The 1,676-nt window shown below is 72.6% G+C and carries 3 protein-coding genes; 1 reads left to right on the top strand and 2 read right to left on the bottom strand.

The genetic code is table 11. The features are described 5' to 3' along the window. Positions 1–123 precede the first annotated feature (123 nt). Both E1285_RS44990 and E1285_RS44985 read right to left on the bottom strand, forming a co-directional pair. A complete protein-coding gene (locus E1285_RS44990) occupies positions 124–822 on the bottom strand; it encodes a hypothetical protein (protein ID WP_132161020.1) in 699 nt (232 codons plus the stop codon). Next, positions 822–1,205: a hypothetical protein gene (locus E1285_RS44985; RefSeq protein WP_132161019.1), complete on the bottom strand. Its 384-nt coding sequence runs from the start codon at positions 1,203–1,205 to the stop codon at positions 822–824. Before E1285_RS44985 ends, E1285_RS44990 begins: the two co-directional genes overlap by 1 nt. 159 nt (positions 1,206–1,364) lie before the next feature. Between E1285_RS44985 and E1285_RS44980 the strand changes: the two genes are divergently transcribed. Continuing rightward, on the top strand, positions 1,365–1,676 hold a 312-nt coding region (locus E1285_RS44980; protein WP_132161018.1), incomplete at its 3' end, for a GntR family transcriptional regulator.

The raw sequence follows: 1,676 nt of genomic DNA, 5'->3' as shown, positions 1-1,676 counted from the left end.
ACCCATAGCAGCAGCGCCGACCCGACCGTCAGCCGCGCCCGCACCGGCAGGTCCGGCCGCTGCACCACCGGAGGCAGCCGACCCGCCCCGGCGCCTGCACCCCGTGATACCGGCGCGGACGACTCACCACGCACCGCCCATGCCGCCGCCGTGCCGGATACCCGGCCAGCCCTCACCCGGCCCGCCGTCTCGCCCGTCACCCGGCCGCCGCCGCCCGGCCACCGGCGCGTCCCACGGACCCTGATCCACCGCCTGACGCCGCGTCGCCTCCGCGTCGAACCCGCCACTCACCGGCCCGTCGTCGGGGTCGCGGCGCGTGCACTCCAGGTTCAGCGACGGGACCGAGCCCGACCGCCGCGCCCAGTCCTGCCAGGCCTCCTGCCGCCGCGCGTGCAGGTCCCGCCACACCGCACCCGGCACCAGCCCGCCGACCAGGTCCAGGAACGCCACGCCGCCGATCCGCCGATCCGGGGGAAGGATGGTCCACCCGCTCAGCCCGTGCCCGGCCACATGCAGCCACCCGAACCGGCCCACCTCGGCCGGGCCGCCCCGCAGCAGCCCCGCGCCCGCCAGCACCCCGCACCGCAGCGCCGCGTCCAGCACCCGGCGCCGCCGCCTTTCGGAGATCTGCGCCAGCCGCAGCCACGTCGGCCCCGCCGGTTCCGACATCGAGTAGTGCACCCGCGCCGGACCCGTCGCGCCCACGCTGATCACGTACGCGCACTCACCACGCGACCACGCCCGATCCACCGCGCCGACCGCGACCAGGCCATCGGCCGGAACCACCGGCCCGCCGCTCAGCAGCCGTCCGAGGCCCGCCATCACTCGGCAGCCTTCCCCGCCGCCTTACCCGACGCCCCGCCCGAAGCGCCCGGACCCGAAGCGCCCGGCCCCGTACCGCCGGGCATCGGTGCCGACTCCAGCCGTTCGGCCGTCCACCACATCACCGTGTCCCCGCGCCGATCGATCGCGTTCAGCGCCAGCCCCACCGGGACCACGAACGCCCCCTGACTCAGACCGGGGTCCCCGACCACGCCCACCTTGATCGGCGCACTCTGCTCCCCGTCCATCACCAGCAGCCGCACCTGGAACAACGGCCGCCCCTCCGCGTCGGTCCGCAGATCCTTGGACTCGAAGTCCCGACGCTGTTCGGGAGCGTCCGCGACCAGGCACCGCAGCCCGGTCATCTCGATCTTGAATTGCATGTCCGACACACCTCCTGAAACTCCCACCGTTCGTACCGAAGTCGGTACGAGTCATGACAAGAGTGTGCCGAAGTCCACACGGAAGTAAACCTAGGCGTACCGAGTTCGGCACGCTAGGGTGGGCGTAGATCACGAACCCGCAGGACCCAATAGGTAGGGGTGGCCACATTGGGACACCAGGAGCCGTTTAACACCACATCGAGCACGGGCACCGGCAACTCGCCCGAACTCGTCGCCGTGATCCGCGACGCCATCGTGCGCGACATCGTCAACGGCAAGTACCCGCGCGGCGCACGCCTGCCCACCAACCCCCAGATCCAGGAGCAATGGAAGGTCTCGGCCCGCACCAGCCGCAGAGTCCTCGCCCAGCTCACCGAACACGGATGGGCCGTTTCCGAGGGGACGCGCGGTTACACCTCTACCGGAGGCCCCCCGCCCGCCACGCCGTACGGCCAGGCGTACCTGTCTCTT

The organism is Actinomadura sp. 7K507, from assembly GCF_004348425.1.
Lineage (GTDB): Bacteria > Actinomycetota > Actinomycetes > Streptosporangiales > Streptosporangiaceae > Spirillospora.
Note: the sequence above shows the minus strand (reverse complement) of the source record. Positions and strands in the feature narration are given on the sequence as shown.

Coding starts and splice junctions, on each gene's coding strand:
- E1285_RS44985 (WP_132161019.1), bottom strand. CDS start 1,205: ATGCAATTCAAGATCGAGATGACCGGGCTGCGGTGCCTGGTCGCGGAC.
- E1285_RS44990 (WP_132161020.1), bottom strand. CDS start 822: ATGGCGGGCCTCGGACGGCTGCTGAGCGGCGGGCCGGTGGTTCCGGCC.